Origin of the sequence: Streptomyces sp. NPDC006140 (assembly GCF_040628815.1) — a bacterium.
Lineage (GTDB): Bacteria > Actinomycetota > Actinomycetes > Streptomycetales > Streptomycetaceae > Streptomyces.
Window position 1 is genome coordinate 21698 of the sequence record NZ_JBEXTS010000029.1, and the last position, 24403, is coordinate 46100.

General features: G+C 69.2%; 23 protein-coding genes. 9 read left to right on the top strand and 14 right to left on the bottom strand.

Features of this window, described 5'->3' with window-relative positions:
• Positions 1-28: 28 nt before the first annotated feature.
• Positions 29-487 (top strand): DUF6153 family protein, encoded by a 459-nt coding sequence (locus ABZ386_RS41005; RefSeq protein WP_355725198.1) that lies wholly within the window; start codon positions 29-31, stop codon positions 485-487.
• A gap of 82 nt (positions 488-569) precedes the next feature.
• Positions 570-2186, top strand: a complete 1617-nt coding sequence (locus tag ABZ386_RS41010) for a multicopper oxidase family protein (protein WP_355725195.1) — start codon at positions 570-572, stop codon at positions 2184-2186.
• Between the two features lie 412 nt (positions 2187-2598).
• Here ABZ386_RS41010 and ABZ386_RS41015 read toward each other — a convergent pair whose 3' ends face one another.
• From ABZ386_RS41015 to murJ, 5 genes are all read right to left on the bottom strand, one after another.
• A complete protein-coding gene (locus ABZ386_RS41015; protein ID WP_355728308.1) occupies positions 2599-3396 on the bottom strand; it encodes a C40 family peptidase in 798 nt (265 codons plus the stop codon).
• Positions 3397-3903: 507 nt separating this feature from the next.
• A complete protein-coding gene (locus ABZ386_RS41020) occupies positions 3904-4635 on the bottom strand; it encodes a hypothetical protein (RefSeq protein ID WP_356506331.1) in 732 nt (243 codons plus the stop codon).
• 713 nt (positions 4636-5348) lie between these two features.
• Entirely contained in the window at positions 5349-6203 is an 855-nt protein-coding gene (locus ABZ386_RS41025; RefSeq protein ID WP_355715941.1) for a hypothetical protein, read from the bottom strand.
• Positions 6196-6771, bottom strand: a complete 576-nt coding sequence (locus ABZ386_RS41030; protein WP_355715944.1) for a SigE family RNA polymerase sigma factor — start codon at positions 6769-6771, stop codon at positions 6196-6198. The genes ABZ386_RS41025 and ABZ386_RS41030 overlap by 8 nt, the downstream gene beginning before the upstream one ends.
• A complete protein-coding gene (murJ, locus tag ABZ386_RS41035) occupies positions 6768-8459 on the bottom strand; it encodes a murein biosynthesis integral membrane protein MurJ (protein WP_355715947.1) in 1692 nt (563 codons plus the stop codon). Before murJ ends, ABZ386_RS41030 begins: the two co-directional genes overlap by 4 nt.
• Before the next feature lie 143 nt (positions 8460-8602).
• Between murJ and ABZ386_RS41040 the strand changes: the two genes are divergently transcribed.
• Positions 8603-9772: a peptidoglycan bridge formation glycyltransferase FemA/FemB family protein gene (locus tag ABZ386_RS41040; protein WP_355715950.1), complete on the top strand. Its 1170-nt coding sequence runs from the start codon at positions 8603-8605 to the stop codon at positions 9770-9772.
• A 392-nt stretch (positions 9773-10164) separates the two neighbouring features.
• On the opposite strand, the gene ABZ386_RS41045 is transcribed toward ABZ386_RS41040, so the two are convergent.
• Positions 10165-10815: a TetR/AcrR family transcriptional regulator gene (locus ABZ386_RS41045; RefSeq protein ID WP_356506330.1), complete on the bottom strand. Its 651-nt coding sequence runs from the start codon at positions 10813-10815 to the stop codon at positions 10165-10167.
• A 117-nt stretch (positions 10816-10932) separates the two neighbouring features.
• Here ABZ386_RS41045 and ABZ386_RS41050 point away from each other — a divergent pair, with 117 nt between their 5' ends.
• Positions 10933-11100 carry a hypothetical protein gene (locus tag ABZ386_RS41050; RefSeq protein WP_356506329.1) on the top strand — a complete coding sequence of 56 codons (168 nt, stop codon included), beginning with the start codon at positions 10933-10935 and terminating at the stop codon, positions 11098-11100.
• 6 nt (positions 11101-11106) lie between these two features.
• Positions 11107-11673, top strand: a complete 567-nt coding sequence (locus ABZ386_RS41055; protein ID WP_356506328.1) for a hypothetical protein — start codon at positions 11107-11109, stop codon at positions 11671-11673.
• Between the two features lie 35 nt (positions 11674-11708).
• Here the strand turns inward: ABZ386_RS41055 and ABZ386_RS41060 are convergent, their stop codons facing one another.
• The gene (locus tag ABZ386_RS41060) at positions 11709-13166 is read right to left on the bottom strand and encodes an MFS transporter (protein WP_355715962.1); all 1458 of its coding nucleotides are present in this window, start codon (positions 13164-13166) and stop codon (positions 11709-11711) included.
• A gap of 164 nt (positions 13167-13330) precedes the next feature.
• On the opposite strand from ABZ386_RS41060, the gene ABZ386_RS41065 reads away from it, so the two are divergent.
• Complete coding sequence (locus ABZ386_RS41065; RefSeq protein WP_355715965.1) at positions 13331-14134, top strand: helix-turn-helix transcriptional regulator; 804 nt, start codon at positions 13331-13333, stop codon at positions 14132-14134.
• A gap of 36 nt (positions 14135-14170) precedes the next feature.
• Here ABZ386_RS41065 and ABZ386_RS41070 read toward each other — a convergent pair whose 3' ends face one another.
• The 5 genes from ABZ386_RS41070 to ABZ386_RS41090 all read right to left on the bottom strand — a co-directional run bounded on the left by ABZ386_RS41070 (position 14171) and on the right by ABZ386_RS41090 (position 17848).
• Positions 14171-15040 (bottom strand): F510_1955 family glycosylhydrolase, encoded by an 870-nt coding sequence (locus ABZ386_RS41070; protein ID WP_355715968.1) that lies wholly within the window; start codon positions 15038-15040, stop codon positions 14171-14173.
• 22 nt (positions 15041-15062) lie between these two features.
• Entirely contained in the window at positions 15063-16088 is a 1026-nt protein-coding gene (locus ABZ386_RS41075) for an NlpC/P60 family protein (RefSeq protein WP_355715971.1), read from the bottom strand.
• Positions 16089-16305: 217 nt separating this feature from the next.
• Positions 16306-17214, bottom strand: coding sequence for a M56 family metallopeptidase (locus ABZ386_RS41080; RefSeq protein WP_355715974.1), 909 nt, complete (start codon positions 17212-17214; stop codon positions 16306-16308).
• On the bottom strand, positions 17211-17576 hold the full coding sequence (locus tag ABZ386_RS41085) for a BlaI/MecI/CopY family transcriptional regulator (protein ID WP_355716009.1): 366 nt from the start codon (positions 17574-17576) through the stop codon (positions 17211-17213). The genes ABZ386_RS41080 and ABZ386_RS41085 overlap by 4 nt, the downstream gene beginning before the upstream one ends.
• Positions 17459-17848, bottom strand: coding sequence for a heavy-metal-associated domain-containing protein (locus tag ABZ386_RS41090; protein WP_355715977.1), 390 nt, complete (start codon positions 17846-17848; stop codon positions 17459-17461). Before ABZ386_RS41090 ends, ABZ386_RS41085 begins: the two co-directional genes overlap by 118 nt.
• A gap of 148 nt (positions 17849-17996) precedes the next feature.
• Between ABZ386_RS41090 and ABZ386_RS41095 the strand changes: the two genes are divergently transcribed.
• The 3 genes from ABZ386_RS41095 (at position 17997) to ABZ386_RS41105 (ending at position 20599) form a co-directional block, all read left to right on the top strand.
• A complete protein-coding gene (locus tag ABZ386_RS41095) occupies positions 17997-18413 on the top strand; it encodes a DUF6153 family protein (protein WP_355715980.1) in 417 nt (138 codons plus the stop codon).
• Positions 18414-18502: 89 nt separating this feature from the next.
• Positions 18503-19147 carry a DUF305 domain-containing protein gene (locus ABZ386_RS41100; RefSeq protein ID WP_355715982.1) on the top strand — a complete coding sequence of 215 codons (645 nt, stop codon included), beginning with the start codon at positions 18503-18505 and terminating at the stop codon, positions 19145-19147.
• 429 nt (positions 19148-19576) lie between these two features.
• A complete protein-coding gene (locus ABZ386_RS41105) occupies positions 19577-20599 on the top strand; it encodes a tyrosinase family protein (RefSeq protein ID WP_355715985.1) in 1023 nt (340 codons plus the stop codon).
• A gap of 234 nt (positions 20600-20833) precedes the next feature.
• On the opposite strand, the gene ABZ386_RS41110 is transcribed toward ABZ386_RS41105, so the two are convergent.
• Both ABZ386_RS41110 and ABZ386_RS41115 read right to left on the bottom strand, forming a co-directional pair.
• Positions 20834-21487, bottom strand: coding sequence for a DUF3105 domain-containing protein (locus ABZ386_RS41110; protein ID WP_355715988.1), 654 nt, complete (start codon positions 21485-21487; stop codon positions 20834-20836).
• A 575-nt stretch (positions 21488-22062) separates the two neighbouring features.
• The gene (locus ABZ386_RS41115; RefSeq protein WP_355715991.1) at positions 22063-23997 is read right to left on the bottom strand and encodes a copper resistance protein CopC; all 1935 of its coding nucleotides are present in this window, start codon (positions 23995-23997) and stop codon (positions 22063-22065) included.
• Positions 23998-24403: the final 406 nt, after the last annotated feature.

Sequence of the window (24403 nt, forward strand, 5' to 3'; positions counted from 1 at the left end):
ACCGTCAAGTGAGATGCGGGTGGAGTTCATGGCGATACGGACAGCTCGCAGCGGCGGCAGGGCCGTCCGCTGGACGTACGGGGTGTTCCTCACCCTGTGCGTCGCGCTGGCCGTGCTCGTCCACCACGAGACGGCTGCAACGGGCGCCGCGCACATGACGAGTGCCTCATCGATGTCCGCGATGGATGCTTCTTCCGTGCCGAGCGTTGTCCATGCCCGGCACACCACCTCCGCCACGCCCAACGAGGCGGCGTCGGCCACCTGGGAGCCCTCCTCCACGCACAGCGCCGACACCGGCCCCTGTTCAGCGCCCGGCATGCAGCACTGCACTGCGGCGAGCGTCGGATCCGTACCGCTCGCCGTGCCCGAAGAGGCCGGGGTGCCCCTGCTCGCCGATCGCCAGCGGAACCCAGCCGGGCGCGTGCCCGCCAGCACGGTCGGTCGCGCCCCGCCCGACTTGTCCGTCCTCTCTCAACTGCGCATATAGGCCGCACCGGACGGCGCGCGATGCGTCGTGCCGTCTCTCCGCGACCACATCGGCAGTTACGAGAACAGAGGACACAACCCCCATGAACAGCATCGACCGCCGCTCAGTCCTGCTCGCCGGACTGGGAGTCGCCGGCACGGGCGTGCTCACCGCCTGCAGCAACGGGAGTGGCTCCGGCGGCAACGCCCTGATCAGCCCCTCCGCCTCAGCGGTCGCCGCCACCGAGAAGAAGCGGAAGAGCACCGGACGCCAGCAGAAGGTCACCCTGACCGCGGCGCCTGCCATGATCGACCTCGGCGGCGGCGTCATGCCGAGGACCTGGGCCTTCGACGGCCGCGCCCCGGGCAAGGAGATCCGGCTCTCCGTCGGCGACACCCTGGTCGCTGAGCTGTCCAATCAGCTCCCCGACAAGACCCACACGTCGATCCACTGGCACGGCATCGCCATGCGTAACGACATGGACGGCGTGCCCCCGGTCACCCAGTCAGCAGTCCGGGCCGGCTCCACCTTCACGTACCGGTTCATCACCGACCACCCGGGCACCTTCTTCTTTCACCCGCACGTCGGTGTCCAGCTAGACCGCGGCCTGTACGCCCCGCTGATCGTCGAAGACCCCAAAGAGAGCCTCGACTACGACGACGAGTGGGTCGTTCTCCTCGACGACTGGGTGGACGGCGTCACCGGCACCCCCGACGAGGTCTTCGCCGAACTCAGGCAGGGCATGGGAGGCATGGGCCACGACATGGGAGGGAGCAGCAGCCCCAGCTCCAGCGGCATGGAAGGCCATGACATGGGGGACATGGGCGGGATGGACACGGGGGACTCCCCTTCCCCGTCCGCCTCGTCCGGCGGCATGCCGATGAAGTTCATGCTCATGGGTGCCGAGAGCCCGCTGCTCGGTGGCGACGCCGGCGACGTGAAGTACCCGCATCACCTGATCAACGGCCGCGTGGCGACCGACCCGGACGTCTACGCCAGCAAGCCCGGCAAGAAGGTACGCCTCCGGATCATCAACGCCGGCGGGGACACCGCCTACCGCGTCGCCCTCGGCGGCCACAAGCTGACCATCACCCACACCGACGGCTTCCCGGTCCAGCATCAGGAGGTCGACGCCCTGCTGGTCGGCATGGGCGAGCGCTACGACGTCCTGGTCGCCCTTGGGGACGGGGTCTTCCCGCTCGTCGCCCTGGCGGAGGGCAAGAACGCCAACGGCTTCGCCCTGGTGCGTACGGGCTCGGGCAGGCCCCCGAAGCCGACCGCCCGTCCGAAGGAACTCAACGGCATGATCATGTCCGCGTCGCAGCTGCGTGCCGCCGACGACGTGCGTCTGAAGTCCGCCAACACCGATGTGACGCATCAGATCAAGCTGACCGGCGGTATGGACAAGTACAACTGGGCCATCAACGGCAAGCCGTTCGACATGAAGGCCCCCGAGGCGAACCCGATCCTCATCCAGGAGGGCCAGCGCGTACGACTCGACTTCATCAACGACACCGACATGTGGCACCCGATGCACCTGCACGGCCACACGTACCAGATCGGCGACTCCGGGCCGCGCAAGGACACTGCGATCGTGCTGCCCAAGAAGAAGCTGTCCGTCTTCTTCGACGCCGACAACCCGGGCCAGTGGATGCTGCACTGCCACAACGCCTACCACGGCGAGGCCGGGATGATGGCCAACGTGGCCTACCAGGCCTGACGATCACCTCGCGCCCTCCGGGCGGGCCGTCGACCGCCGACGAGCCTGCCCGGCGGCGGTGCCTGGCGACTGAACGGCGGCGGCACAAATGCCGGCTCGGCCAGGCAACCGCCACAGAGGTGGACCACCGTACGACGGGAGCGGCCGGACGTTCAGGTGTGCTGGCCCGCCGGATCAGCAGCCGGACCAGGAGCCCACGGTCGCGATCCGGCCGCCATCGCCGACCGTGACGACCAACCGGCCCCCTGCGCGCCCTCGACTACGACCGGCGGGTACGCCGCCTCATCGAGCCCACCATCCGCTCGGCCGTCTGCGCATCGCGGCCGATTCGCTGACTGCCGCCATCGCCCTCGTCGTGCGCTTGCTGGTCGTCGGCGGCCCGGGAACCGGGCCCTTCTGCGCCACCACCGGGTCAGAGCACGCGTACCGCCCCGGTCGGCGGGTCCCAGGCGAGGTCCTTCTCGGCGATACCCGTCGACGGATTCTGCGCTCCGACGAACTTGCCGTCGCCGACGTAGAGCGCCGTGTGGTAGGCGCTGCCGGCGGAGCCCCAGTAGAGGATGTCTCCCGGCTGGATATTGCTGAGCGAAACCGGAGTGCCCACGGTCGACTGGTCCTGCGACACCCTGGGCAGGCTGATGCCCGCCTGCTTGAAGGCGGCTTGGAGCAAGCTGGAGCAGTCCCAGGAGTTGGGGCCGGTGGCGCCGAGTACGTAGGCGTCGCCGATCTGTGCCTTGGCGAAGGTGATGACCGCCGCCGCCGAACCACCCGCCGTGGACGAGGAGGTGCTCGGGGCTGTCGCGCTGTCGGCGGACGAGGCCAAAGTGGTCCGCTCGGAGGAGCGCGAGGCGGCGGCCTCCTCGCGTGCGGCCTCGGCCTTCCGCGCGGCTTCGGCCTTTGCCTGGGCGAGGTCCGCCCGGGCCTGCTTGGCGGCCTTGGCGGCGGCTGCGTCACGCTCAGCCTGCAGTTCGTAGTTGGCCGCGGCCTGCTGGGTGGCCTCCGCAGACCGCGCGACCTGTGCGGCCAGGTCGGCTGTGAGGGTGGGCAGTTCGAGCGTCTGAGTCGCCGGCTCAGCAGCGTTTGCCGAGGCAGCCCCACCAGCCACTGCCAGCGTGCTGAGGACGCCACTGGCGACCCCGGCCCGCACGGCCATTCTCGATGTGTTGCGGCGGGGTTTCCTGTGGCTTGATATGTGAGCGGTGTGGGACATGGGAACAACCGGTATCAGGGTCTCCTCCATATCTTCAAGCGACGTGGGTGCACCACACTTGCCAGCTAGGGCGCGGAATTGCCAACTCACCGCTCCTCCTTGATTCCATATCGGGCATTCCGGGCTCCGTGTCTGAGCCTGCAATCAAGGCTCTTCGCCGTTACGCCCGAATTGCCCCTCGACTTGCTGCTGGCGGGAGTTGGCGGTCAGGTCAAGATCCTGGAAGTTGAACGGTGTGGCGCAAGTCATGGACCCACTCGTCGCCGGAGCGTCTACGGCGGAGGCTCAGCCGCCAGGCATCCTCGATGGCGCGTTTCCTCCCTCCAGGTCAGCTCTGCGATCAGGAACGCCATCCGGGTCACTGCCAGAACCATCGCAATGACCTTGACAGCGAAGGCCCTGAGGGGGATCCGCTCTGGTCATCCTTGAGATCTGGTGCAAACCCGGATGGCGGTGGTGATGCCGTCCGGCGTATCGGCGTTGGTGTGCCAGCTGAGGGCTTAGGCCTCAGTGGCTGTGTCCGTCGCCGGTGTGACCGGATTCCGCATCGGTTGAGGCGGTCGTCTCCGGTGTTTCCGACTCCGAGGAGGACGCAGGAGGCTCCTCTCCGGTCTCATGCTCCTCCGCTTCCTCCTCCGCGCCGCCGCCGTGGCTGTGCCCGCTCTCGCCAGATGTTGCGGCCAGGTCGTCCGCGATCGTGCGCAGGCCGAAGAAGCTGACGGTCGCGGTGAGGAGGACGGCCAGCCCCAGAGGGCCGAAGATGCGGCGCCAGGAGGACTCGCGGTCCCTGAGTACGAAGGCGATGAAGGAGACGGCTATCCCCAGGGGGACGAGCACTGCGCCCCGGGCGGGGAAGTCCTCGAAGTGCTGCAAGCCGCCGCTGAGCATGCCGATGCCGAACGAGAGCAGCAGCGACGCGGCGATGACGAGGATGGCGCGGGGCAGCGTGGGGCGGTCAGCGGCGAGCAGGAATTCGTTGACCAGCGTCGCAACCAGGAAGACGAGGACGCCGATTACGGCGATCATCGTGTATCGGGCCGGATCCAGTGGGTGGTGCACCACGGCGCCGCTGATGAGGCCCGCGCCGACGAAGTACAGCACGTATCCGATGTAGCGGCCCGCGAGCGGGGCCGGCTTGCGGGCGCGGCGGCGGCCGCGCCCACGGCGGGCGGCGGCACGGCCACCTCCGGGGTGCGGCTGATGTGCGGAACGTGCGGGGCGGTCGGTGACGATAGACAAGGAAGGGCCTTTCGGCGGCTCGAAGGATTCCGAAGATCCGGAGAGGAGAAGTCGCGGGCAGGGCAGGTCGGGCCATGGATCAGTCGCGAGACGCTCGGCCGTGGCCGAGCGGCAAGGGTTGCCGTGTCGCTCTTCCAGGGCGCGCGGGGGCACCAGGGAACCCAACGGCGCCGGTGAACAGTGGCTCGGCAGGCGGGACGTGCCCGGTCCGTTCTATATGCGCAATACGGATGTCGCGTGAGGAGAGCCCGTGTTCGGGCTATCCGTGACGGCACGCATGCCGGAGTGCGGCAAGCGGCCGCAAGGATGGCTCACTTCCAACGGCGATGCGCCCGGCGCGCCTACGCGGAACATGTCGTGCGGCTGCATCGGCGCGCAGCTGTGCGCGGATTCCTCAGACTCGCCGTCGTGCTGGGGGTGATCCTGATCGGCGGAAGACTCCGCGTGTACGGGAAGTGACGCGGTCATGCCCGTTTCGAGGTGCCCTGCGGCACTCTCGCCGTGCAGTCCATGCGTGAACAGCAGGCCGAACAGCAGCGCCGCGAGCCACGCGAGACGGGTCAGCTGCGCAGCCCGCCTGCGGCCTCGCGAGGGGGCTGTGGCTGTCCGGTCCGTGAGCACGGCGTGATCATAGCCAGTCCGGACAGGTGTGCGGTCAGTTTCAGCGCACCCGGGGTAACGCGGCTGCCGTCGTCGCCGTTGCAGGGAGTGGCTCAGCAGTGCCTCGTCGCCGACGGCGAGGGGCTGTGCGGCTGTGCGGAGTTCGCGGTCTTCTCCGGGCAGCTTTCTGTCCGCGGATCGGCGTGGGCTTGATCGTCGACCTGCGGGGTGGCGAGTACGAGGACGGCGACCCGGTGGTCGGACTGGACCAGCGTCACGCGCAGTGGGGCTTGCACCCCGTGCGTGAGGACGTATTCATGAAGCGAGGGTGCCGCCGAGTCGAGTTCATGTGCATGGAGACTTCGGGTCTCGTGCCAGCCGCACTTGTGCAGGGCTGCGGCCAGCTGTCCGGCGGCGTGCTGGGCGGCGGAGTTGTCTGCGTACGCCACGATGCGGTGCTGTGCGGCTGTGCCGCTGTCTCCTGTATACGTGCGGGTGATCTGCCATCCGGCACCGGTCCCGTCGAACCATCGCAGAGCGCAGTCACCTGTCCCGCCGGTGGGCAGGGGAGTGGTGACACCGTCGCCTGTGGCTGTGGTGCGCCAGTGATAGGCGGCGTTCCAGGGCAGGGCGGAGGGGGGCAGCAGATCCGTACGGGGGTGGCGGCCGTCGCTGTTCGGGGAGGGCAGGATCGAGGCGGCCGAGACCAGGCCGGGACTGGTCCGCGGGGGACGGTCGGCGGATGCGCCGCCGAGCAGAGAGGAAAGGCCCCAGAGGCCGAGCGAGAGCAGGGCGGCGCAGCCCGCCGTGGTGGCCGCCAGTCGGCGGCGAGTCCGGTGACGGCGTACCCGCTCGTGTACGTCCGCGACACCCCCGCTTAGGGCGATCAGAGGCTCGGCGTCGTCGGCGTAGCCGTGGAGCAACGTGCCGAGGTCGTCCTGCGGGGGGCGGCGGGTCTCGTCACTCATGCGGGAAAACCTCCTTCCGGGGCTGTGCGGCGGTCGCCGGACGGCTTGCTCGTGTCGTCGGTGTGTCCGGCGAGTCGGTGAGATGGGTGCTGAGGATGCGGCGGGCACGCATGAGCCGTGAGCGTACCGCCGTGCTGGTCGATCCGGTCTCGCGGGCGACCTCCTCCACCGGGAGGTCGAGGAGGTGGTGCAGCACCACCGCGCGCCGCTGTTCGGGGTTGAGGTGCCGCAGTGCGGCGACCAGGGCGACGTGGTCGGGTGCGAGGCCGGGCAGGTCGGGTGGTGGACCGTGCTTGAAGTGGGCGCGGATCCGGTTGCGGGTCCTGCGCCAGGAGCTGACCGCCAGACGCAGGGCGACTGTACGCACCCACGGCGTCGGATCCCCTTGTGCGACCAACTGCTCCCACCGGGGCCAGGCCTTGGCGTACGCTTCCTGGACCGCGTCCTCCGCCTCGCCGAGGTCGCCCGTCACGGCGTATACGACGGTGACGAGCCGCTTCACGCTCTGGGCATAGAAGCGCTCGAACTCCGTGCGGGGTTCCGGCGCTTGGCCCTGGCTGTTCGTCATCGGCCCCTCCTGTGACGGCCGTTCCGTCCGAAACGGCGAGTCAGTGGCGCAACGAGCTCACCGACCTCGGGGATGCGCAGCGGGCACGCCAACACCGCGACGGACAGGCCGATGACGGCGGCGCCGACCACCAGGCCCGACGCGTCCCCCGCGAGACCGTCACCCAGCCGTTTCGTGAACCAGTCGCTCACCGCGTACGCCAGGGCGGCGCCCGGCAGGCACGCGAGTCCGAGGCGCAGGTGCGTGCCGAGGACCCGCTCCAGGGGACGGCCCAGCCTACGGCGCAGCACGAGCGCGGTGCAGCACAAGCCCGCCGTACAGGCGACCGCGTACGCGGCCGCGATGCCGGTGACCGCCCAGCGCGCGGGCAGTACGACGTACGAGGCCACGGACAGCCCCGCGTTGACGCCGGCGATGACCAGGGTCAGCAGGAAAGGCGTGCGGGTGTCGCCGAGCGCGTAGAAGCCACGCGAGAGCACGTATTGAGCGGAAAAGGCCGCCAGCCCGGGTGCGAACGCCGCCAGCACCCAGCCGATCGCCCGGGCATCGGCGTCGCTCACCTGCCCGTACTGGTAGGCGAGACCAGCGAGTTGGGGCGCGAGCATCAGGAAGAGGAAGACGGCGGGCACGATCGCCACCGCTGTCGTTCGCAGGGTCCGGGACAGGCCAGCGGCGACCCGAGCCAGGTCGCCGTCGGTGGCGGCCCGGCTCATCCGCGGCAGCAGCGCGGTGACCAGGGAGACGGTGACGATGCCCTGCGGCACCGCCCACAGCTGATAGGCGCTGCTGTACGCGGTATAGCCCACGCCCTCCCTGACGCCCTCGGCGACGGCGCGCACCCCGGCGGACGTGGACAGCCGAGTCACCACCCAGTACGCGACCTGGTTCACCAGGACCAGCAGCAGAGTCCACACGGCGGCCCGCACCGGCCGCCCGAGTCCCGACCCGCGCCAGTCGAACCGCGGCCGCCACCGGAACCCGGCCGCCCGCAATGACGGCAGCAGCGCCAGGGCCTGGACGGCGATGCCCGCCGTACTGCCCAGGCCGAGCAGGAGCAGCTGGCCGTCCGTGACCTCGTCCGCCGTGCTTGCGGCACGGGCGACCCCCAGGTAGAGCCCGAACACCGCGATGACGGTGACGTTGTTGAACACCGGGGTCCACATCATTGCCCCGAACCGGTCGCGGGCGTTGAGGATCTGGCCGAGCACGGTGAACACGCCGTAGAAGAGGATCTGCGGAAGGCAGTAACGGGCGAGCGCGACGGTCAGGTCGCGCTGGGCTCCCGTGTAGTCGGTGTACGCGGAGACGACCCACGGCGCGGCGAGGACAGCAAGAGCCGTGATCGCGATAAGGGCGGTCAGGCAGAGCGTGAGCAGCCGGTCCGTGTACGCCACCCCGCCATCCGCGTGCTCCTTCGCCGCCCGCACCAGCTCCGGCACGAACACCGAGTTCAGCGCCCCGCCGATCAGCAGGATGTAGACGATGTTCGGCACGGTGTTGGCGACGTTGTAGGCGTCCCCGAGCAGCGCTGTACCCAGTGCGGCGACCACGACCGCACCGCGGACGAATCCGGTGGCCCGCGACGTCAGCGAGCCGAGCATCATCACGGCCCCGCCGCGCAGCCGGGGCGCCGAACGGGGCTTCAAAGCCGAACCGGTGGCGGCTTCCCCCTGTTCCTGAGCCGTCACGCCGTGTGTCCTCCCCGTAGTTCGAGCAACTCAGCGAAATGCCCCGCCACAGACCGGGGCCGCCAGGCGTGCAAGCAGCGAGCGGGGCCATCCCGCCGCCCTCCCGGCGGAGGGGTACGGAACAGATCGAGGAGACCTGCCACATGGCCGTGACAGAGGCGCAGATGTCCGAAGCCACACACACTCGCAGCCACGAGGTGCTGACCACGACCCCCGAACAGCACCTGGGATATCTGGACTCTCTCCCCGGACAGGTGAGCTTTCTGCAGTACCCGTCCTGGGCCGCGGTGAAGGCAGGCTGGAATGCGGAACGGCTCGGCTGGTTCGACAGCTCGGGACGCCAGTGCGGCGCGGCCCAGGTGCTGTACCGGCCACTGCCCGGAACGCGCCGGTACTTCGCCTACCTGCCGGAAGGACCGGTCGTGGACTGGGCGGACCCGCGGCTGCCGCAGCTGCTTCAGCCGTTGCTGGACCATCTCCGGACGGCCGGCGCCTTCGCGGTGCGGATGGGGCCGCCACTGCCGTACCGACGCTGGAGTGCCGCGACCCTCAAGGCGACGGTGGGTCCTGGCCGACGCGTCGGCGACGTGCTGCCGGACCTCGTAGATCCGATAGGCGCGGCCGTCGCGGACCGGCTCCGGGCGGCCGGATGGCAGCGCTGCGGCGAGGAGGGAAACCCCGGCGACGCTCAGCCCCGCTACCTCTTCGAGGTGCCGCTCGCAGGCCGCAGCCTCGAGGACCTGTGGGCGGGCCTGAACCAGGAGTGGCAGCGCAACGTAAAGAAGGCGTTGAAGTCCGACGTCGAGCCTTGTGTCGGTACGGCCGACCATCTGCCGGAGTTCTACCGGCTGCTGGAGCTCACCGAGCAGCGCGACGGCTTCCGGCTCGGACGCTCGCTGGAGTACTTCCAGCGCCAGTACGAGCAGCTCAACGCGGAAGAGCCCGGCCGCATGCGGCTGTACCTGGCCTGGCACGACGGGGAGGTGCTCGCCGCGCACACCATGATCGTGGCGAGCTGCCGGGCCTGGTACCAGACCGGAGCGTCCGCGGACCACCGCCGCGAGGTGCGGCCGAGCAACGCTCTGCAGTGGCGGATGCTCAAGGACGCGCACGCGCTGGGTGCCGAGGTGTACGACATGCGGGGTGTGCCCGACGTACTGGATCCGCAGGAGCGGTCGTTCGGCCTGATGCGCTGGAAGCTCGGCACGGGAGGCCAGGTCGTCGAGACGCTCGGTGAATGGGAGCTGGCGCTTGAGGGTGCCGTCAACAAGACCCTGCACCGTGCCATGCAGAGGTATCTGGCACGGCGCTGAGGGAAGCCCCGGGGCATGCGGATCGGTCATGGGGCAACAGTAGCCGCGAAGTTCTAAGCAATTTAGTACTGGGTCTCGCTCTGCTGAGTCAGCGGAAGCCCGGGGGCGCGGGAGGCGCGCGCCTCCCCGATCAGGCGCCCGTCTGACAAGGCTGTACGCCGCCGTGGGGCCCGAAGCCAGCCGGGAAGCGCAACGGTGCCGCCGGAGTCCGCACCCTGTGCCTGGTCACCGAGCAGCGCGACGGCCGCCGAATCGTCTACTGCCCATACGCCGACCAGGCGTGGGATGGTCTGCTGCCCGGTGCCCTCGTCGCCCTCGCGCCGACGGCGGGCATCCGGACGAGTCGTACCCTCTGCCCGACCAGTGTCAGGTGGCAGTGAGAACGACCGAGCTCAGTGACCTGCGTGTCCCGTGTGTCGACCGTGGTGCTCGCGTCGGCTCGTCGGCCGCTGGTCGTCCGGCATGGAGTGCCCGTCCCGCAGTCCGGAAAGGGTCACCGTGACGAGCCGGTCAGCCGCCGCTTCGGAGGGCAGGGCGGCAGCAGCCGTCAGGGCGTGGAGGCAATACGTCGCCAGCTCGTCGGGTGTGACGTCGTCGCGGAAGATACCGGTCTGCGCACCCTCGGTCAGCAGGTCCCGAATCATGCCGTGGAGCTGCTGCTGTGCTTGGACGACGCGCTCGTCCCGGTGAAGGAACACCCCGAGTTCGGTGCCGTGGTGCCCGCCGGACTGGCGCGAGATGTGAGCGAACGCCCTCAGGACCGCCTCAAGTTGGCTGCCGGGACCATCGGCCTGGTCTCGGACCTCCGTCAGCTGTCCCAGGTGTTCGGTGATCTGGCGATCGTGCCAGGCGAGCAGGATCGCCTCGACGTCGGAGAAGTACTTGTACAGCGTGGCCCGGCCGATGCCGGCCTTCTCGGCGATCTGCGACATCGTCACTGACCGCACTCCGTGCTCGGCGGCCAACTCCGCCGTGGTGTTCAGAATCGCGTCGCGCACCGCGCGGCGGTGTGCATCGATCGTCTCGTTCCACAGCTTGGGCACCGCATCAGTGTACGCGGTGGCGATCTCGATACACAGTGGTTGACATCGTAGACAGTGTGTCTCGTAAAGTGTGAGTACGGAACCGCACGACATCCACGCACTATGAGGGACACGCACATGGTCGAGCCACCTTCTCGCCCCTATGCCACCGGTCACGGGCCCGATCCCGCGGCACACCCCGGCATGCCGCGCTGGGCGAAGGCGTTCGCCATCGCCGTCGGTGCCGCTCTGCTCGTGGCGGTTGTACTCATGCACACGCTCGGCGGCAACATGGGTAACCACTGATCGTCGATGACCATGAACCCTCGCCTCCGCAAGTTCGCGCTGACCATGCACGTCACTTCATCGGTCGGCTGGCTCGGCGCCGTCGTCGTCTTCCTCGCCCTCGCGATTGCGGGTCTGACCAGTCAGAACGCCCAGACGGTGCGCGGGGCCTATCTCGCTATGGAACTGACCGGCTGGCTTGTCCTGGTCCCGTTGAGCCTCGCCTCGCTGCTCACCGGGCTCATCCAGGCGCTGGGTACGGCGTGGGGCCTGTTCCGTCATTACTGGGTGCTGTTCAAGCTCGCGATCACCGTCGTTGCGACCGTTCTTCTACTGGTGCACATGCAGGTGGCCGGTCACGTTGCCGATGCCGCAGCCAAGACGAACCTGTCCGGCGGCGACCTCAACGGGATGAGGATCCAGTTGCTGGCCGACGCCGCCGCTGCCCTGCTGGTACTGCTCGTGGCGGTCACGCTGTCGGTGTACAAGCCGAGAGGCCTGACCCGTTACGGATGGCGCAAGCAGCATGAGCTGCGCGCTCAGCAGCAGCCCGCGGCCCGAGGCGACCAAGCAGCAGGTCTGACGGCCTCCTGATACCGGGACAGGCGAAACGCGCCTGGCACGACCCGCTACCCCTGGTCTGCCGGAGCTTCGCGAGCGTCGACCGCGTGCCCCGTGTGCTGTTTCTTCCCGAGTAAAGCGGCGATGAGGCCGGCGCCCAGCACCAGGAGGACGGCTGCGACGGTGAGCGCAAACGAGAAGCCTTCCGTCGCCGCGCGCTCCGGGGTTACCGAGTCGGCCAAGTGGTCGCTGCGGCGCGCCGCCAGGGTGACCAGCGCCGCCAGCCCCACCGCGCCGCCGACTTGTTGCACGGAGCTCAGGACCGCCGAGCCGAGGCCGGCGTTCTCCCCGGTGGTGCCCGTGAGCGCGGCCACCGCGAGGGCGGGCAGACTCAGTCCGCAGCCAAGACTCGTCACGAGCATGCCGGGCAGCACTCCGGACGCGTAGCTGTCGCCGGCTGCCACACCGGACAGCAGGAGTAGTCCGGCTGCGCTGATCAGAAACCCTGTGACGAGGGTCGTGCGTACCCCGAGCCTGAGCACCGCGCGGGAGGAGAGCCACATGCCGGCGAGGATGCCGCCTCCGTAAGGGAGGTATGCGACGCCGGCTGTCAGCGGACTGTAGTCCAGAACGGTCTGCAGGTGCAGCATCAGCAGGAACGCCATCGCGTAGAAGGCGGCTGAGAACAGCAAGGTCGTGCCGTTGGCGACGGCGCGGATCCGTGCGGACAGGAACGCCAACGGCACGAGGGGCTCGGCGGTACGTGTCTCGACGGCAAGGAACGAGACCGAGAGAACGACGGCCAGGAGCAGCGGCATGACGGAGGCCGCATGGCCCCAGCCCGACTCCCCGGTTTGCAGGAGGCCGTAGACCAGGGACACGAGCGCGCCGGTGCCCAGCACTGCACCAGGCGCGTCCATGCGTGCCTGGCGGAGTGCCCTGCTCTCGGCGACCAGGCGCGGGAGCAGGGCGAGAGCCACAGCGGCCACCGGCAGGTTGATGAGGAAGATCCAGCGCCAGGACGCGAGGCCGGTCAGCGCACCGGAGATCACCAGGCCCAGCGTGCCGCCCAGACCCGCGATGCCGCCCCAGATGCCGAGTGCCTTGGCGCGCTCCTCGGGGGCGGGGAACAGGAGTGTGATCAGTGCCAGCGCGGCGGGACTGGCCATGGCCGCGCCCGCACCCTGGACGAATCGTCCGGCCACGAGCTGCCAGGGTTCCTGTGCGAGACCGCAGACCAGGCTTGCCGCACCGAACAGCGCGACACCGGCCAGGAAGACCCTCCGGCGGCCCAGCAGATCAGCCGCGCGACCGAACAGCAGCAGTAGTCCGCCGAAGGCGAGGAAGTAGGCGTTGACGACCCAGGCCAGGCTCGCGGTGCTGAAGCCGAGATCGCCCTGCATGCTGGGGAGCGCGACGCTCACGACTGTGTCGTCCAGGACGAGCATGAACTGCACGAAGCACAGCACGATCAGCGCGGGGAGACGGCGGTTGCTGCCCAAGGCCTGGGCCGGTGCGGAGGTCATGCCGGGTACCTGGTCGTGAGCCTGCCCGGCGCGTTGATACGGCGATGGCGGCGTCCTTGGCGCGGATGAGTGATCGGCATGAAGCGAGGCTATGCACCGGCCAGGTTGGCCGCCATGCGCTACGAGGTCATGTCGTATCGCATTGAGGACATACGCTGGGATGCATGGATGAAGCCCTCGCATGTGCTGCCCCAACCGGGATAGGCGCAATCGTCGTTGGCAGCTTCCCGCTGTCGTCGGGGCAGTGGTTCGAGCCGCACAGCCATCCGCAGCACCAGTTGGCCTGGACTCGACGTGGTGTGCTCGGTGTCGCCGTCGACGACGCGTACTGGGTTCTGCCGCCCACACGGGCGCTGTGGTTGCCCGCAGGGGTCGTCCACCGGACCGGTGCGACCCGCGACGCGGTGATGTGCAGTCTCTATCTCGAACCGGACCGCTGCGGCCTGGACTGGGCCGTGCCCACGCCGGTCGGCGTCGACGGACTGCTCGCCCACCTGATCGCTTACCTTGCCCGTACGGACCTCGCCGATGACGCCCGTCTGCGGGCCGAGGCGGTCGTGATGGACCTGCTGCGCCCGCTGCCCGCCACGCCCATCGACGTGCCGTATCCCGTCGACGAGCGCCTGCGCACCGTGGCCGACACACTGCTCGCCGACCCCGCGGACCCGCGCGGCCTCGATGCGCACGCACGGGTCGTCGGAGTGAGCCGACGCACCCTGACACGGCTGTTCGTCCACGACACCGGCATGAACTTCGATCGCTGGCGCACTCATGTGCGGCTGCGGGCAGCTCTGTCTCTCCTCGCCGAGGGCCAGCCCGTGTCCCGCGTCGCACACACCGTGGGGTACGCGACAGCGAGCGCCTTCCTGGCCGCGTTCCGGCGAACCGTCGGCACTTCCCCCAGGCGCTACCTCAACGGCGATGCCATGTTCGGGGCATCCGAGCAGAGTCCCGGCTCCGGTGAATGACCGGTCACTCCGTGATCAGCGACCTGCTGCTTACGGTCAGGAAGCAAGGGGCGCCAGCTCGGAGAAGGTCTTGCCTCCGTCGCGCGACTCGTACACACCCGCCATCGTCGCCGCGAGGACGCGGTCGGCGCTGACTGCGGTCAGCGCCTGAGGCTGTCCGCCTGGCACGGTCGCGAGGTTCTTCCAACTCTTGCCGCCGTCCGCGCTGCTGCTCAGCTTCCCGGACGTGTCGATGCCGAACAGGGACTTCTCCGCGGGCCAGGACACAAACGCCTGGACGTTCCCGGTGTCCTTGCGGAAGGTACGGCCGCCGTCGGCACTGGTGACGACGCCCTCTGCCGTCGTGGCCAGCAGCTTGTCGCCGGTCGGGCTCACCGCGAGGTCGAGGGCCTCCAGTGTCGCTCGGTCGTCCCAGTTCTTCAGGTCGCTGCTGACCCGGACGCGGCCGCCCTCGTATCCGTAGACGGTGCCCTTGGCCGAGTCCAAGGAGTGGAAGTCGGCTTCCCCGGACAGCGACCGGGTGGACCACGTGCGACCAGCGTCCTTGGTCTCGATCAGTCCGACATTGGCCGGACGGTCGCTGCCCGGGGCGCCATGTCCGCTGGCGATGAAGGTGTTCTCGCCGGTCACGGTGAAGCCCATGAAGTCGTCCTTGCGGTCGCCGACGAGCTCTGGCTTCTGTCCCTTGGCGACCGTGTACAGGCCGTTGTGGGTGGCGACGTACACGCGTCCGTCGGCCGGGTCGACGCCCAGCCCGTGCACGTGGGAGAGCGCCTCCGACGATGTCGACGCGGCGGACGACTCATCCGTGTCCGATGACCCGCCCCCGCAGGCGACGAGGATCGGAAGGGCGATCGAGGCGCCCGCGATGGCGAGCAGGGAGCGGAGGGCCGGGCGTGAGTTCACGAAACTTCCAAGGTGGTGGCGCTCAGGGCCTGCTGGCGGCGAAGAACGGCATGGAGTCCAAGGGGACGATCTCCACGTTCTTGCCTGTGCGCGGCGCGTGGATGGCCTTGCCGTTGCCGACGTACATGCCGTTGTGCTGGTTGTCGTTGTACCAGTAGATGATGTCACCCGGCTGCAGATCAGACCTGGCCACCTTGCGGCCGGCATCGTACTGCTGCTTGACGGTGCGAGGCAGCGAGACGCCCGCAGCGCGCCAGGCGGAGCCGGTCAGGCCCGAGCAGTCGTAGGAGTTGGGTCCGGTGGAGCCCCACTCGTAGGGCTTGCCGAGCTGCGCGTAGGCGAAGTCGATCGCGGCCTTGGAGCGGCCGCTCGCCGGGCCGTTGTAGGTGGCGGGCGCGTCGCTGGCCCCCGCAGCGGCGTCCTCGCGCTTCTGATCGGCTTCCATTTTGGCGCGCTGGGCGGCGGTCAGGCTGTTGAGGAGCTTGCGGGCATCGGCGAGCTTGCCCTGGACTTCGTCCTTCTTCTCCTTGGCCTTCGCGCGCGTCTCGGCCAGGGACTCCAGCTGCTTTGCGGCGGCCTGTCGTTCCTGTGTGAGTTCGCGTTGCTTGCTCTGCAACGCGCGCAGGGCGGCGGCCTGCCGCTCGCTGGTACGGCCGAGCGCTTCGGCCTTGTCGAGATAGTCGTCCGGGTCGCTGGAGAGGAAGAGCTGCACGCTCGGGTCGATACCGCCGCTGCGGTACTGCTCCGCCGCCAACGGTCCGATGCGTTCCCGCAGCTCGTTGATCTCCTGCTGCTTGCGGGCCAGGCGGTCCCGAGCGCCGTCGACCTCGCGCTGGAGCTTCTTCTGCTTCTCCCGGACGCCGTTGTACTCCTCGGTGGGGCCCTCGGCCTCCTCGTACAGGAGCTCTACCTGCTTGCGCACCTCGTCCACCGTGGGCTTGGGCGCCGCCTGGCTCTGCGTCGGCAGGAGGCTGACCGCGCCGGCCGCCATGCCGAGGGTGGCTATTCGGGCGCGGCTGGGCGGTTTCGGCCGACGGTGCGTTCCCATCGTGGGCTGACTCCTCTGCACGTCTGTGGACCGAGCGACGGGTCCTGGCCGTCCGGCCGACAACAGTCAGCTTCGGCACTCTCCCGTGGATCCGACGACGCTGGGCGCGAGCCGTGGCCCGCGCCCAGCGCCGCATTCATCGAGCAGGTGAGAACTTAGTAGCTTCGTAGTGTGTATCGCAAGTGAGGTCCGGTCACACCGGTCTCACCAGCAGCAGTCAGAGACCTGGCGGACAGGCGACCAGCAGCGGCAGCAGCGGCACTGTCGCGGCCGCGGCGGCCACGGAGCCCCACAGGGCGGGATGCGTGGTCCTGCGCGGGCCGAGGACGCGCTTCAGGCGGATCAGGGTGGTCTGGCCGCCCGCCGCCAGGGCGCCCTTCGGAGTGCGGGCCGTGGCCATTTCGTACATCGCGGTGGCCAGCACCTCGTGGGAGTGGCTGCGCAGGGCACGGTCGTCGGCGATCATCTCCAGGAGCAGGGCCGTCTGCTCCCGGGCGTGGCGGGCCAGCGGCAACCACCGGAAGATCGAGTGGAACGCCTCGACGGCGGCGAGGACCAGGTGGTGGCGGCCCGCGATGTGGGCCTGTTCGTGTACCAGCACGGCGCCCAGTTGCTCGGGCGTCAGCCGGCGTACGGCCGCGTCGCTGATCACGATCCGGGGGTCACGGCCCGGCAGGCAGTAGGCGGCGGGGATGTCGTAGGGCAGGACGGTGGCGCACAGGCGAGCCGAGTGGCGGCCCACCAGGTCGACGGCTTCCCGGTGCTCGCTCCGCGCCCGACGCGCCCGCACGACGTGGAAGGCGAAGCTCGCCACGAGGGCGATCCCGATGGCGGCCGGAACGCCGACCGCCAGCCGACCTGCGGTTTCCGCGTCCGGCTGCCCCGCGCCCACGTCCAGCCCGCAGGCATGCAGCAGGCCCACCAAGCCCGCGTGCAGGTGCTCGGCCGGCATGGCCAGACTTGCCGCGGAGAGCGCAGCCCCGAACGAGAATGACACCGCCAAGGCGTGCCACACCGCTGCCGCTAGGGCCGGGGCCCGGTGCGGCCAGGCGGCGCGCAGGAGCAGGTGCGGGGCGGCGAAGCCCACCGCTGCCGTGTAGCTGACCAGGGCGGGCGCCGCGTTCAAGAGTCCGCCTTCGCCTGGCGTCCCGCGTTCCGCAGAGCCTTGCGCAGGGCTGCCTGCTCCTCCTGGGACATGTTCTCCACGAAGTGAACCAGCGCGGCCGGGCGGTCCTTGCTTTCTCCTAGACCGTCCTCCATGAGCGCGGCGGCGTACGCCTCACGGCTGCGGACCGGCGAGTACATCCAGGCCCGGCCCTGCTTGCCCCGCAGCAGCCAGCCCTTGGTGTAAAGGATGTTGGTGACCGTCATCACCGTGGTGTACGCGATCGGGCGGGTCTTATTGATGTCATCGACGATCTCGCGCACCGTCGCGGGACGCTTCCACGTCCAGAGACGATCCATGATCTCCGCTTCGAGATCTCCCAGCCGCCGCATGGCCTGACTTCCCTTCGCCACCGAATACGCAATGCCATAGTAGACGGCCGTTCGGGCAGGCCTTCGGTGCGAAGGTGGGCATCACGCTCGCCTGGTGAGTTCGTAGCCCGCCTCGTCGATCGCCTCACGTACCTGGGAATCGTCGAGTGGGGGGTGAATGTCACGGTCACACGGCCGGTAGGGACGTCGACCTGGACGTCGACGACGGTTTCGGGTGCCGTGACTTCCTGCTTCACGGCTTTCTCGCAGTGGCTGCAGGTCATGCCGGTCACGTGGCATCCGGTGGTCAGTAGGTCGGGCCCGGCTCTCTCCCCTCGGCGTTGTCATACCCTGGGCGGGTATCGTGTTCCGTGTCTACTCCGGTGGTAACCGGGATGCACGCCGCTCATGATCCATGCATAGGATGAGGCCGTGACCCGCCTCGGACAGTTCATGCGACCGCACTCGATGGTGCGGTCCTTCGGGCTGCTCGTGTTCGCTCTGCTGCTGGGCCTGCTCGGCATGCACGGTCTCGGGCCGGTACCCGGCGCCGCCGCTGCCTCGTCCGGATACGATCGGATGGCGGTGGTCGCGCACACGGATGTCATGGCGTCGATGCCTGAAGGATGTGATCACGGCGAAGGCGGCTGTACGGGCCACACGGATCATGCCGACCCGACGTGTGCCTCGGCATCTGTTGCCGGAACTCCTGTGGTGGCGCCGGTGCTGCTGCCCGATGTGGTGACCTGCGCAGCGTCGGTGCATGCGCGTACGTCTCCGGCCGGCAGCGGTCCCGACGGTGGTCGCGCCCCACCCTCACTCTCCGAGCTCCAGCTCCTTCGGATATAGAGCGGCCCGTGCGTCGCCGCGTGTCCATGCGGATGCGGCGAGGTGCTCTGGCACGTCCTTCACCAGACTTGAAATCCAGGAGCTCAGGCATGACTGCACACCGCAAGCTCATCCGTCGTACCGCACTCGCCGTCACCGCCGGTGCGGCCGCGCTCGTCCTGGCCGCCTGCGGCGGCAACGGCGGTGGTCACGACATGGGGTCGATGAACTCCGACTCCAGCCCTTCCGCGACCGCCTCCGTCAAGACCGGCGACCACAACGAGCAGGACGTCTCCTTCGCCAAGGAGATGATCCAGCACCACCGTCAGGCCGTCCAGATGGCCGACCTGGCCGCCGACCGGGCCTCGTCGCAGGAGGTCAAGGACCTCGCCACGAAGATCAAGGGGGCGCAGGACCCGGAGATCAAGACGATGTCCGGCTGGCTCACCTCGTGGGGCGAGGAGGTCCCCGCGGACATGTCCGGCATGGAGGGCCACGACATGGGCGACATGTCGTCCGACATGCCCGGCATGATGAGCAGCGAGGACATGGACAAGCTGGAGAAGGCATCCGGCGCCGAGTTCGACAAGATGTTCCTCGAGATGATGGTCAAGCACCACGAGGGCGCCGTCGAGATGGCCGAGACGCAGAAGGCCAAGGGCAAGTACGGTCCCGCCGAGAAGCTTGCTGATGACGTGATCAAGGCTCAGACCGCCGAGATCGAGGAGATGAACAAGATCCTCGGCAAGAGCTGACCCGTCGACAGAACGGTGTGGCGACGGTGCACCCGCGCCCGTCGGCCACACCGTTCCCTGCCTTCCGTACGCGGTTGTGGGATTCCGCCCGGAATCTGTGATGTGTGAAGAGCCCGCTGCATCCGTGCGCGGATACGCTTGCATTGCCGTAGATGTCGCTGGTGGTGCTCGGCCTCGCCTACGCCGCCGCTGTATAGCTTGCACCGCACTGGCGGTCTGACGATCCGTGCGGTCGCTGCCTGTTGCCGCCTAATCCACCGGTCGAGCGCCCCGGACGAGTCAAGCACGCGCCCCCGGGAGGACAGCCGACCTGCTGCGACTCCTCCTTTCGGTCTGCTCAGGTCGCCTCCCTTCGGTCGGCCTCCCACAGTGGGACAAGCGGCCCAACCGACAAGGTATGGGCGACCGGCAGTAAGGAGTGAGCAACGAATGCATCCTCACGACGTGGCGCAAAATCGTTTCCCCACCGCTGAAGACGCCCAGCGAATCGCCTCTGAATGGGCGCCGGCTCAGCTCGTCGACAGCGAGGAGATCGGCCTGCGTCTGGGGCGGATGATGAACGCCGCACCCGCGGGACTCGTTGCGCTCTCTCCCGTACCGTCTGCACCCGGTCCTGCAGCTCACGTCGCCCCCGTCGGCCTCGGCGAAGCCCTGCCGACCGCGACCGCCCTCTCGGCGTCGCCCGCGCCCGTGACGATGGAAGATCTCCGCTCCCTGGTGACCACGTTGGTCCGTGCGTCACAGAGGGTGCGGAAGGACCACCGGCAGCTGAGCGAGGACGAGAGGGAGCAGTTCAACCGTGCGCTGCGCCAGGCTCACGACAAGCCTGAGTACAAGCAGCTCGTGGCGACCCACCAGGATATGAGCCACCGGCATCACACCATGGGCGGGGCGCCGCCCTCTGCCACGCAGCGGTTCCTGCCCTGGCATCGCGCCTACGGGCTCAAGTTCGAGGACCTGCTTCGTACGGTCGACCCCCAGATCACGCTCCCGTACTGGGACTACGCCAACGATCACAACCGTCCCGACTGGGTTTGGCAGCCCTCTACAGTCAATCGGCCGACTCCCGGGTCCGAAGACCCGGAGGCCGCCCTTCCTACGCAGGCCACTATCGACGGCCTCCTGGCCCGCCCCACCTACACGGCTTTCACGTTCGGGAGGGTGATGGGCGGCGTCGTGAATCCCGGCCTGGAAATCGCGGCCCACAACAACGTCCACAACTGGTGCGGTGGAACGCTGGGCAGTCCCATGACCTCATCGGAAGACCCGATCTTCTTCCTGCTGCACGCCAACGCGGACCGCATCTGGGATCAGTGGCAGTTGACGCACAGCGGCATGCCGAACGTGACCGGCACCGACGCCGGGCTGGACCCGTGGTGGACGCCGACGGCCGGCGGGCTCACCACCGATGACGTCAAGGACATCACCGCTCTGGGCTACTCCTACCAGTAGGCGGCGAGTGATCTCACGTGCCACAGTGCAGCGGGTTACGGCTGCGGCAGCCGCGCCTTCGTGCGTACCGCGGCAGCGGAGGGCGCGGCGGGGTCCGTTGATCAGGCTTGCAACCCCAAGTCCCCTGGTCATGGACTTGGGGTTGTGCTTAGGGACAGTCGTTGGCCCGGTTACGGCACTCTCCTGAGCCCTCCGCCGACGGCTTGTTCCGTTGCCGTCACGGCCTGTCCTTCATCAGGCGGTCAGCCCGCCTGTGCAGGCGGCACCCGGCTCGGGGGTCTGCGCGCCCTGGACGTACTTCGTGAAGAACTGCTGGACCCTGGGGTCGGACGCCTTCTCCACGGTGAGCTGGCTGCCCCAGGCCGACAGCGTGATCGTTCCGGACTGATCGTTGACCGGGCTCATCAGGGTGTAGGGCGTCTCGGAGACCTTGTCGCTCAGCGTCTTGATGTCCGTCTCGGTGGCCTTGTCGTTGTACGTGACCCAGACCGCGCCGTGCTCCAGCGAGTGGACGGCGTTCTCCTTGGCTATGGGCTTGGAGTACACGGTACGGTCGCAGGTCATCCAGGCCTGGTTGTGGTCGCCACCGACCGGAGGGTTCATCGGGTAGTCGACGGTGCCTTGGACGTGGTTACGGCCGAGCTTCTTCGCGTCCCAGGTCTTCTCACCGCGTACAGGCTGCTTGGCCGCGGCGGACTGCTGCTCCTCCTTCTCGTTGGCGCTGTTGAGGGCGTACCCGCCCCAGCCGATCAGGCCGCCGACGATGATCGCGCTGAGTGCGATGGTGATGATCCTGTTGCGGCGGTCGCGGGCCCGCTCGGCCCGGCGCGCCTCCTCTATCTTGGCCCGTCGCGCGGCGGCGGTCGCCTTCTTGTTGGTCTTGCTCATGACGGTGTGTTCCTCGTCCCCGCCGTGTGGCGGTCGGTGCAGGGTGGATGGGCGGACGTGAGACCGTGCGCGGGAGCGCACGGCGCGACGTCCGTCTAGGTCCGTTGCACCTGGAGGACGTGGAGATCGGGAGCGCGTGCGGTCGGCGCGGGTGGAACGGAGCCCGGAGCGGTGTCCGGCCGCCGGGGGAGATGCGGCATGCGGGGCAGAACCGCCGGCAAGGGCTGGGTCGGCGTGGCTAGCACGGCTCGTACGCCGTCGGTGGCTGCGTCGCAGCACTCGTCATCGGAAGGACAGTCGGCCGGGTGGGCGACTTCCGGGCCATGGTGAGTCGTGCTGTCCGCAAGCATCGTTGTGGCGGACACAGTCGTCATGGAAGCGGCGCCCGAGGCGGCGCTGTTGCCGGTCACGCACGCCTGGCACACCGCCAGCGCGGCGAGCAGCATCGCCAGGGCAGAGCAGAGACCCGAGGCCCGCGTGGTCCCCCACGCTGCGCGGGTCGTGTGCTGTCTCCGGCTCTCCATCACTGGCGATATTAGGCGGTCGTCGCCGGGTAGCCGGCTTCACCTGGACGATCAGTGGTCATGACCGTCCTCGTCCGCCTCGGCGTAGACGAAGGTGCGGGTGACGAGGTGGTTGGGGGCGGCCAGGGTCTCGTGGAGGATCCGGCCGTCCTTGTCGAGGGTGAGGTCGAGCTGGGTGTGCTCGGCGGGGTAGGCCAGTGCCAGGCGACGGTGACCGTTCTCGTCGGGGAGACGGGTGATCACGGGGGCGGTGCCGCTGCCGTACGGCTCCGAGGCCAGGAACTCCTTCCCCGTGATGGGAAGCTTCCTGAGGTCGCCGAGGCCGCGAGCGGTGTTGCTGGTGACCAGCTCGTGCAGGGTGAGGCTGGGGACTTTCTCCATGGCGGCGACCGTCTCGCGCAGGAGGCCTGTTTCCGGGCGGGGCGGCCAGGTGACGGACAGCCCCGCGCGGCCGCCGGCCCATTCATCCCCGGCGGAGGCGGTGAGGGTGAGGTGGCTGGTGCCCTTCTGCCACGTCATCGCGGTGTAGAAGCAGCCGGTGCCACAGCCCCGGAGCTTCAGTGCCCGCCGGGTGCCGCGCGGGTCGGCGAGCGTGGCCTTCAAGCCGTACGTCTGCTTCTCGCTTCCGCTGATCTGTGGCGCGGTGAGGTCGATGACGAGACGGCCGGCCGCGGCCCGGGCGCTGATGCCGATCTCCCCTGCGCGGGTGCCCGCGGGTACGACCGGGCCGTCGAGCGGCGGTGCGAAGGGAAGAGGCCGGTTGGCGTCGGCGGGGACGGACAGCACGGTGAGCGTCGCGGACACAGCCAGGACGACAGCGAGCAGGCCGGTCTCGGCGCGAGCCGGACGCTGCGGTGAGCCCGTTCCGGTGTGGCGCAGGCGACGGCGGGCGGTGAGCGCGAGGCCCGCGACAACGGCGACCAGGGTGATCTTGGCCAGCAGCACTCGCCCGTACGTGGTGGTGACGAGCTCGTCGAGCGGGACGAGGAGCAGGGCGGAGATCAGGCCCGTGACGACAACGGCGGCGAACAGCCAGGCGGCGTGGCGGGCGTAGGAGAGCAGCAAAGGGCGTACGGGGGCGCGCTCGACGCGCCATACGACCAGGGTACGCAGGACATGCAGCAGAGTTCCGGCCCACAGGGCGGCCGCTGTGAGGTGGACGAAGGTCAGTAGCGGGCCCCCGACGGACTGCTCGGCCTGCGGGTGGGCGCGCAGCGCCTCGGCGACTAGGACGGCTATGAGCGGGAGGACCGCCCAAGCATGGCGGCGTACCAGAACTGCCATCGCAGCGAGGCCGAAGCCTGCCACCTCGACCAGGGACAGTACGCCGGGCCGTGTGCCGGTGAGAGAGGAGAGGGAGCCGTCCCCGACTTGCAGGGCGGACAGGCCGAGCGCGGCGACGGTGGCGAGGAGGGCGGCGGGCAGGGCCCAGGAGCGTGGGCGTTGGGCAGGGGTGTCGGTGAGGCGGTCGGTGAGGCGTCGGCCCGCCGCCTCACCGAGCGCGATGGCGAGGGCTGCGAAGAGCAGCCAGCGCAGGATCGTGGTCGGCGCGGCGTCCTTGGCGGCTGTCGTCTGGCCGGAGCCGAGGGCGATCGTGCGGGGGCCCACGGCGAAGCGGTAGCTGCCGGTCATGACATCGCCGTCTCGGGCGGTGACCTGCCAGTCGATGGTGTGCGCGCCCTCGGCCAGTGCGGTACCGACCGGGATGGTGATCTCTTGGCCGCCACGGCTGAGCGTGGGAGTGCCCAGGCCGACCGCGGGTTCGACGCGGACGGAGGTTCCGCTCACGCTCACCGGTTGGTCGAAGACCAGGACCAGCGCCCTCGGCGAGTCGGCCACCGTCGCGTCCGCGGCCGGGCTGGTGAACAGCAGGGTCGCGTGGGCGGATGCGGGGGCGGCTGTGCCCAGCAGGAGGGTCAGGACGAGGGAGACGAGGGAGCCGATCGCGACGGTGGAACGCCGGACCGTTGGTGCGGAAGAGGTCACGTGTCGAGGATCTCCGACCCGTTGGCGGGTGCGGCAGTCGGGGTGGCCTGAGCGCGCATCCGCCGGGCTTCCTCGCGGGCATGCTGCGGCTTTTCCTGAACCTTCGGATGCCTGCGTCTGCTGAGGGCTCTGGAAGAAGCGGTTATTGGCCGGGGGACGTGCGCAGACCACAAGGTCAGAGTCGCGGCGAGCCGGCTCGCCGCGAGCGAGAACCGGCTGCCGGTCATGCCGGGTGTTGTGCGGGTGGTGCCCCGGGCTCGCTGCGCAGGGCTTCGATCTCCTTGCGAAGGTCGTGCAGACACCTGTAAGGATCTCCTTGCGGCGGGTCCGGGGACCGCACAGACGGCGCCGGTCGTCTGCCCGCTCCCTCACGGCGGCGAAGGCTGCTGTCAATCGGCGGGCGAGT

Bases quoted from the DNA above. Each gene is read 5' to 3' on its own strand.
- ABZ386_RS41030 (WP_355715944.1), bottom strand. From the start codon at position 6,771: ATGACGAACAGCCAGGGCCAAGCGCCGGAACCCCGCACGGAGTTCGAG.
- ABZ386_RS41040 (WP_355715950.1), top strand. From the start codon at position 8,603: ATGGCCGTGACAGAGGCGCAGATGTCCGAAGCCACACACACTCGCAGC.
- ABZ386_RS41090 (WP_355715977.1), bottom strand. From the start codon at position 17,848: ATGACCTGCAGCCACTGCGAGAAAGCCGTGAAGCAGGAAGTCACGGCA.
- ABZ386_RS41065 (WP_355715965.1), top strand. From the start codon at position 13,331: ATGGATGAAGCCCTCGCATGTGCTGCCCCAACCGGGATAGGCGCAATC.
- ABZ386_RS41015 (WP_355728308.1), bottom strand. From the start codon at position 3,396: ATGTCCCACACCGCTCACATATCAAGCCACAGGAAACCCCGCCGCAAC.
- ABZ386_RS41105 (WP_355715985.1), top strand. From the start codon at position 19,577: ATGCATCCTCACGACGTGGCGCAAAATCGTTTCCCCACCGCTGAAGAC.
- ABZ386_RS41055 (WP_356506328.1), top strand. From the start codon at position 11,107: ATGACCATGAACCCTCGCCTCCGCAAGTTCGCGCTGACCATGCACGTC.
- ABZ386_RS41010 (WP_355725195.1), top strand. From the start codon at position 570: ATGAACAGCATCGACCGCCGCTCAGTCCTGCTCGCCGGACTGGGAGTC.
- ABZ386_RS41005 (WP_355725198.1), top strand. From the start codon at position 29: ATGGCGATACGGACAGCTCGCAGCGGCGGCAGGGCCGTCCGCTGGACG.
- ABZ386_RS41100 (WP_355715982.1), top strand. From the start codon at position 18,503: ATGACTGCACACCGCAAGCTCATCCGTCGTACCGCACTCGCCGTCACC.
- ABZ386_RS41050 (WP_356506329.1), top strand. From the start codon at position 10,933: ATGGTCGAGCCACCTTCTCGCCCCTATGCCACCGGTCACGGGCCCGAT.
- ABZ386_RS41110 (WP_355715988.1), bottom strand. From the start codon at position 21,487: ATGAGCAAGACCAACAAGAAGGCGACCGCCGCCGCGCGACGGGCCAAG.
- ABZ386_RS41060 (WP_355715962.1), bottom strand. From the start codon at position 13,166: ATGACCTCCGCACCGGCCCAGGCCTTGGGCAGCAACCGCCGTCTCCCC.
- ABZ386_RS41025 (WP_355715941.1), bottom strand. From the start codon at position 6,203: ATGAGTGACGAGACCCGCCGCCCCCCGCAGGACGACCTCGGCACGTTG.
- ABZ386_RS41075 (WP_355715971.1), bottom strand. From the start codon at position 16,088: ATGGGAACGCACCGTCGGCCGAAACCGCCCAGCCGCGCCCGAATAGCC.